Genomic DNA, 415 nt, shown 5'->3' on the forward strand with positions numbered 1-415 from the left:
AAAAATAGAAGTGAACTAAAAGCTGGTTCTGCGATCAGATCTTTCAACCAAGAGAGAACAATCACAAAGGAACCAGCTATGCACAAATTAGTAGACTTATTTTGCCTTGTCGATGACTTTTGTAAGGCTTTTCTACCTCAATGGCAAAAACTTCAACTTGAACACTGTGAACGTAAACGAAAGCGCAAAGGACGTATGTCTGAAAGTGAAATAATGACCATCATTATTGCTTTTCATATGTCGCACCAACGTGATTTTAAGAACTTCTATCTTGGCATTATTCACCGATACCACAAAAGCGAATTTCCTGCGCTACTGAGCTACACACGCTTTCTAGAGGTGATGCCGTCGATGCTTGTTCCTTTAAGCTCTTTCTTTACTCATGTAAAAGGAGAGCCTACAGGTATTGAATTTA

General features: G+C 38.8%; 1 pseudogene. It reads left to right on the forward strand.

The annotated features are described in order from the left end of the window. Window positions 1-78: 78 nt before the first annotated feature. Window positions 79-415, forward strand: a pseudogene (locus OQJ86_RS26425) (IS982 family transposase); the annotation flags it as partial.

The sequence above is a fragment of the Vibrio sp. Sgm 5 genome, assembly GCF_026241575.1.
GTDB lineage: Bacteria > Pseudomonadota > Gammaproteobacteria > Enterobacterales > Vibrionaceae > Vibrio > Vibrio jasicida.